Source organism: Rathayibacter sp. AY1H3 (assembly GCF_002932015.1).
In genome coordinates this window covers 20,668-27,342 of the sequence record NZ_PSUU01000017.1, presented here as the reverse complement: position 1 = coordinate 27,342, position 6,675 = coordinate 20,668, and the positions used below count along the sequence as shown (strand labels likewise).

Here is a 6,675-nt window from a genome sequence, read left to right as displayed (position 1 = left end):
GCGGCGCACCGCGGTCGGCTTCAAGCACGATCGCGACGCGCAGAGCGTGTCGCGACCGGCTAGGCCGATCCGCTCACACGCGGATCGACCGTTCGCCTCGCTGGCAGCCGCGGAACGGCGCACCGCGGTCGGCTTCAAGCACGGTTGCGATACGCAGAGCGTGTCGCGACCGGCTAGGCCGATCCGCTCGCACGCGGATCGACCGTTCGCCTCGCGGGGAGCGGCTGGTCCGGGGGCTGAGCGTTCGGTGATCGCACGTCAACGCTCGTCCTGATCAGGGCGCCGACATCACGAAGGGCCGGGGCCCGCGACTACTGGTCGCGGGCCCCGGCCCTTCGTCGTTCACGCTTCACCTCTTCGAGCGGAGTCCCGCGCAGGGAGCTCCGGAAGTCCTCACCGCGTCCTGATCAGGCGATTCCCTGCTGCGCCGTCGTCGGGCAGGGGCGCCGCCTCTCCTCGCCCGGTCACAGAGGTCCCGTGAACGCCGGATCCACGAGCCGAACGGCCGAGTCGCGTGCCGGCGGATCGGTCCAGGCGGACGCCCGACACTCCAGCCGGCCCGCCATCCTTGCGAGCCGACCGCGGCGCGCCGCTATCGGTGCGCAGAAGGGAGCGCCGCGGCCGATCCGCGACGCTAGGACAGGCGGCCGACGGAAGCGAGCGCGGCGCGGATCAGCGCGCCCCGCCCGCCCTCCATCTCGGCGGAGATCGCGTCGGAGCAGGCCTCGTCGGGCGTCATCCAGGTGAGCTCGAGGGCGTCCTGGCGGGGGTCGCAGGTGCCGGTGACGGGGACGACGTAGGCGAGGGAGACCGCGTGCTGGCGGTCGTCGGTGAACGGTCCCATGCCGGGCATCGGGAAGTACTCGGCGACGTGGAAGGGGAGCGGGCTCGCCGGGAGGAGGGGGAAGGCCATCGGGCCGAGATCCTTCTCGAGGTGGCGGAACAGCGCGTCGCGCAGCGTCTCGCCGTACATCACGCGGCCCGAGACGATCGTGCGGGTGATCTGGCCGGAGGGGGTCGCGCGCAGGAGCACGCCGACCTCGGTGACCTGCCCGAGCCCGTCGACCCGGACGGGCACGGCCTCCACGTACAGCAGCGGGAGCCGCCGGCGGATCTCGGCGAGTTCGTCGTCGGACAGCCACCCGGAGTTCGGGTCAGGGGTGCGCACGCTCATGCAGCCATTCTCACCCTTCGCGGCTGGTGTTCCGACCGGCGGCGGCGATCCCGCACTCAGGGGGATGATGGTGCGATGGGAATCGACGCGAACGCGGTGCTGTGGTCCTCCTCCGAGCGCGACCGCGTCGGCAGGCCCCTCCTGGTGCTGCTGCACGGCTACGGCTCGCACGAGGGGGACCTGTTCTCGCTCGGCGCCTACCTGCCGCTGGAGCCGGTCCTCGCGTCCCTCCGGGCGCCTCTCGCCCTGGGCGGCGGGGCGAACGCGTGGTGGCCCCTCCGGGTGCCGCTGGTGCCGGACGAGCCGCGGGCCGATCCCGAGGCCGTCGAGGCGGCGGCGGCCGGTGTGATCGAGTGGCTCGACGGTCTGGAGCACCCGGGCCCGGTGGGGCTGCTGGGCTTCTCCCAGGGCGCCGCGCTGGCGGTGCAGCTGCTGCGGCGCGCGCCTGGCCGCTTCGCCTTCGCGGTCGCCCTGTCCGGGTTCGTGGTCCCGCTCGCCGAGGGCGACGACGCGGACGAGCGGCTCGCCCGCGAGCGTCCGCCGGTGTTCTGGGGCCGCGGGACGCTCGACACGGTGATCCCGGAGGAGCTCGTGCGGGACGCGGCGGCCTGGTTCCCGGAGCACACGGCGCTCGACGCCCGGGTCTACGAGGGCGTCGCCCACGGAGTCGGGCAGGCCGAGCTCGCCGACATCGGCACGTTCGTGCGTCTCGGCTTCGCCTGACGGGCGGGCTCCCCCGCGTCAAGGGCTCGCCCCCGGGCCGCGGCCCCGGCAATGTCGGAGGTGGCAGGGAGGATGGATGCATGCCGGACGTCCTCGAGCGCTTCTCCCCCGCCACGCGCGCGTGGTTCGAGGGCGCGTTCCCGGCGCCGACCGCCGCCCAGGAGGGCGCCTGGTCGGCCATCTCGAGTGGAGCGCACGCCCTCGTGGTCGCTCCCACCGGCTCCGGCAAGACGCTCTCGGCCTTCCTCTGGGCGATCGACCGGCTCGTGCAGGGCCCGCCGCCGGAGGATCCGCAGCACCGCACGCGCGTGCTCTACGTCTCGCCGCTGAAGGCTCTCGGCGTCGACGTCGAGCGCAACCTCCGCTCGCCGCTCGTCGGCGTCACCCAGACGGCGCTGCGGCTGAGCGCCGAGGGCATCGGCAGCGCGCCGGCCACGGTCACCGTCGGGGTGCGGTCGGGAGACACGCCCGCCGCCGAGCGGCGCGTGCTGCAGAAGACGCCGCCGGACATCCTGATCACGACCCCCGAGTCGCTCTACCTCATGCTCACCTCGGCGGCGCGCGAGTCGCTCCGCGGCGTCGAGACGGTCATCGTCGACGAGGTCCACGCGGTCGCGTCGACCAAGCGCGGGGCGCACCTCGCCGTCTCCCTCGAGCGGCTCGACGCCCTGCTCCCGAAGCCGGTGCAGCGCATCGGCCTCTCGGCGACGGTGCGCCCGCGCGAGGAGGTGGCCCGGTTCCTCGCCGGCCGCTCCCCGGTCGCGATCGTGGCTCCGGCGTCCGAGAAGCAGTGGGACCTCAGCGTCGTCGTCCCGGTCGAGGACATGTCCGAGCTGGGGACGGCGGCTCCGCAGGACGGATCGACGATGGGGGCCACCGGTCCGCAGAGCGGGTCGATCTGGCCGCACGTCGAGGAGTCGATCGTCGACCGGGTCCTCGCGGACACCTCCTCCATCGTCTTCGCGAACTCCCGCCGTCTCGCCGAGCGGCTGACCGCCCGGCTCAACGAGATCTACGCCGAGCGCCGCGAGCTCGCCGCGGAGCGGGCGCGCGAGGCGGGCGAGCCCGTCGCCGTCGGGGCCCTGCTCGCCGAGGCGGCCTCCTCCTCCGTCCGCCGCTCCCCGGCCGAGGCGATGGGAGCGGCCGGGGGCACGAGCGGCAGCGGGCAGTCCGCGCCCGACGAGGAGCCGCTGCTCGCCCGCGCCCACCACGGCTCGGTGAGCAAGGAGCAGCGCGCGATCATCGAGGACGACCTGAAGTCCGGCCGCCTGCGCTGCGTGGTCGCGACCTCGAGCCTCGAGCTGGGGATCGACATGGGCGCCGTCGACCTCGTCGTCCAGGTCGAGACGCCGCCCTCGGTCGCGAGCGCCCTGCAGCGCGTGGGTCGAGCCGGCCACCAGGTCGGCGAGGTCTCGCGCGGGTCCTTCTACCCCAAGCACCGGGCCGACCTTCTCCACTCCGCCGTGACGACGGAGCGGATGCGCTCGGGCCTGATCGAGGCGATCGCCGTCCCCGCGAACCCGCTCGACATCCTCGCGCAGCAGACCGTCGCCGCGACCGCCCTCGAGAGCCTCGACGTGGACGACTGGTTCGACACCGTCCGCCGCAGCGCCCCCTTCGTGTCCCTGCCCCGCTCCGCCTACGAGGCGACCCTCGACCTCCTCTCGGGCCGCTACCCCTCCGACCAGTTCGCGGAGCTGCGGCCGCGCCTCGTCTGGGACCGCGACGCGAACACGCTCACCGGCCGGCCCGGCGCCCAGCGCCTCGCCGTCACCAGCGGCGGCACCATCCCCGACCGCGGGCTCTTCGGCGTGTTCATGGTCGGCGAGCCGGGCTCGACCGGCAACCGCGTCGGAGAGCTCGACGAGGAGATGGTCTACGAGTCCCGCGTCGGCGACGTCTTCGCGCTCGGAGCCACCAGCTGGCGCATCCAGGAGATCACCTACGACCGCGTGATCGTGACGCCGGCGTTCGGCGAGCCCGGGCGCCTCCCGTTCTGGAAGGGCGACTCGCAGGGGCGCCCCGCCGAGCTCGGCGAGGCGATCGGGGCGTTCACCCGCGAGGTGGGCGCCGCCGCCCCCGAGACGGCGCGCGAGCGCTGCACGGCGGCCGGGCTCGACGAGTACGCGACCAACAACCTCCTCTCCTTCCTCGACGAGCAGCGCCTGGCCACCGGGCAGATCCCGGACGACCGCACCCTCGTGCTCGAGCGCTTCCGCGACGAGCTGGGCGACTGGCGGCTGGTGCTGCACTCCCCGTACGGGATGCAGGTGCACTCGCCGTGGGCGCTCGCCATCGGCGCCCGCGTCCGCGAGCGGCACGGCGTCGACGGAGCGGCGATGGCCGGGGACGACGGCATCGTCGTGCGGATCCCCGACACCGAGTCGGAGCCGCCGGGCTCCGAGCTGTTCCTGTTCGAGCGCGAGGAGCTGGAGCAGCTGGTCACGAGCGAGGTCGGCGGCTCCGCCCTCTTCGCCGCCCGGTTCCGCGAGTGCGCGGCGCGGGCGCTCCTGCTCCCGAGGTACAACCCGGGCAAGCGCTCCCCGCTCTGGCAGCAGCGGCAGCGGGCGGCGCAGCTCCTCGACGTCGCCCGCACCTACCCGACCTTCCCGATCATCCTCGAGACCGTCCGCGAGTGCCTCCAGGACGTCTACGACCTGCCCGCCCTGCTCCGGCTCGCCGCACGGCTGGACGGGCGCGAGCTGCGGATCCTCGAGGTCGAGACGCCGACCGCCAGTCCGTTCGCGCGGTCCATGCTCTTCGGCTACGTCGCTGCCTTCATGTACGAGGGCGACAGCCCGCTCGCCGAGCGCCGCGCGGCGGCGCTCTCGGTCGACGCGACGCTCCTCGGCGAGCTGCTCGGCCGGGCGGAGCTGCGCGAGCTGCTCGACCCGGCCGTCCTCGCGCAGATCGAGCGCGAGCTGCAGCGCGTCGAGCCCGAGCGCCGCCTCCGCGGGCTCGAGGGCGCCGCCGACCTGCTCCGGCTGCTCGGCCCGCTGACGCTCGACGAGCTCGGGGAGCGCCTGGTCGACGAGTCGGTCGCCTCGGCGGACGTCGCGAAGGCGCCCGCGATCGAGCGCGCGGTGCTCGAGGCCGACGTGGCCGCGCTCGTGAAGGCCAAGCGCGTCCTGCCCGTGGGCCTCGGCGGTGAGCAGCGGTACGCCGCGATGGAGGACGCCTCCCGGCTCCGCGACGCTCTCGGCGTGCCCCTGCCGATCGGCGTCCCCGTCGCCTTCATCGACCCGGTCCGCGATCCGCTCGGCGACCTCGTCGCCCGCTACGCGCGCACCCACGGCCCCTTCACCGCCGCCGCCGTCGCCACCCGCCTGGGCCTCGGAGTCGCGGTCGTCACCGACACCCTGCGCCGCCTCGCGGGCGAGCGCCGCGTCTCGGAGGGCGAGTTCCGCCCCACCGGCACCGGGACCGAGTGGTGCGATGCCGAGGTGCTGCGCCGCCTGCGCAGCCGCTCTCTCGCCGCGCTCCGCAAGGAGGTGGAGCCGGTGGACGCGGCCGCGTACGCCCGCTTCCTCCCCGCCTGGCAGCACGTCGGCGGCTCGCTCCGCGGTATCGACGGCGTGGCCTCCGTGATCGACCAGCTGGCCGGCGCGCCCATCCCCGCGTCCGCCTGGGAGTCGCTGATCCTGCCCGCCCGGGTGCGCGACTACTCCCCCGCGATGCTCGACGAGCTCACCGCGACCGGCGAGGTCCTCTGGGCCGGCGCGGGCACCCTGCCCGGCAACGACGGCTGGGTGAGCCTCCATCTCGCCGACACGGCAGGGCTGACCCTCCCCGTCCCCGCCGCCGAGTCCGTGACCCTGACCGAGCTCCAGCAGGAGATCGTCGGCGTGCTCGGCTCGGGCGGCGGCTACTTCTTCCGCCAGCTCTCCGACGCGGTCGGCTCCACCGACGACGCGGGCCTCGTCGAGGCCCTGTGGGAGCTGGTCTGGGCCGGGCTCGTCACGAACGACACCCTGGCGCCGCTGCGCACCCTCGTCGGCTCGACCGGCGGCGCCCACCGCCAGCCGCGCGCCCCCGCCCGCGCCCGCGCGCCCCGGGGCCGGATGACCGCCCGCCCCACGATGGCCACCCGCGTGGGGCCGCCGACCGCCGGCGGCCGCTGGTCGATCGTGCCGCTCGCGGAGTCGGACGCGACGATCCGCGGGCACGCGCTCGGCGAGACGCTGCTCGAGCGGTACGGGATCGTCACCCGCGGCTCCGTGCAGGCCGAGGGCGTCCTGGGCGGCTTCGCCCTCGCCTACAAGGTGCTGAGCGGCTTCGAGCAGCAGGGCCGCGCCCGGAGGGGCTACTTCATCGAGAAGCTGGGAGCAGCGCAGTTCGGCACAGCCGGCAGCGTCGACCGGCTCCGCACGTTCGCCCCGCAGGACGAGGCGCAGGAGCTCTCACGCCCGGTGCTCGCGCTGGCGGCGACCGACCCCGCCAATCCGTTCGGCGCCGCTCTGCCGTGGCCGCAGGGCGAGGGGCACCGCCCCGGTCGGAAGGCCGGCGCGCTGGTCGCCGTCGTCGACGGAGCGCTCGCGGTCTACCTCGAGCGCGGCGGCAAGACCGCCCTCACCTTCACCGCCGACGAGGCGGCCCTCGCCGACGCGGCCGCCTCCCTCTCGCAGCTGGTCCGCTCCCGCGGGGTCGAGAAGCTGACCGTCGAGAAGATCGACGGCGTCTTCGCGCTCGGCACGCCCTTCGGCGACGCCCTCGTCGCCGCCGGCTTCGTCGCGAATCCGCGCGGCCTGAGGATGCGCTCGTGAGCGCCGGAGGGAGCC

At 74.9% G+C, this 6,675-nt stretch carries 3 protein-coding genes; 2 read left to right on the top strand and 1 reads right to left on the bottom strand.

Annotated features, from left to right (window positions below; genetic code table 11):
* Positions 1-634 precede the first annotated feature (634 nt).
* Positions 635-1,174 (bottom strand): NUDIX hydrolase family protein, encoded by a 540-nt coding sequence (locus C5C33_RS08365; protein WP_104225113.1) that lies wholly within the window; start codon positions 1,172-1,174, stop codon positions 635-637.
* A 75-nt stretch (positions 1,175-1,249) separates the two neighbouring features.
* Between C5C33_RS08365 and C5C33_RS08360 the strand changes: the two genes are divergently transcribed.
* Together C5C33_RS08360 and C5C33_RS08355 are read left to right on the top strand one after the other, a co-directional pair.
* Entirely contained in the window at positions 1,250-1,897 is a 648-nt protein-coding gene (locus C5C33_RS08360) for an alpha/beta hydrolase (RefSeq protein ID WP_104260904.1), read from the top strand.
* 80 nt (positions 1,898-1,977) lie between these two features.
* Positions 1,978-6,660 (top strand): ATP-dependent helicase, encoded by a 4,683-nt coding sequence (locus C5C33_RS08355; protein WP_104260903.1) that lies wholly within the window; start codon positions 1,978-1,980, stop codon positions 6,658-6,660.
* The last annotated feature ends 15 nt before the right edge of the window (positions 6,661-6,675 follow it).

What these genes read in the sequence shown, in the direction of transcription:
- C5C33_RS08360 (WP_104260904.1), top strand. Translation starts at nt 1,250, where the DNA reads ATGGGAATCGACGCGAACGCGGTGCTGTGGTCCTCCTCCGAGCGCGAC.
- C5C33_RS08365 (WP_104225113.1), bottom strand. Translation starts at nt 1,174, where the DNA reads ATGAGCGTGCGCACCCCTGACCCGAACTCCGGGTGGCTGTCCGACGAC.
- C5C33_RS08355 (WP_104260903.1), top strand. Translation starts at nt 1,978, where the DNA reads ATGCCGGACGTCCTCGAGCGCTTCTCCCCCGCCACGCGCGCGTGGTTC.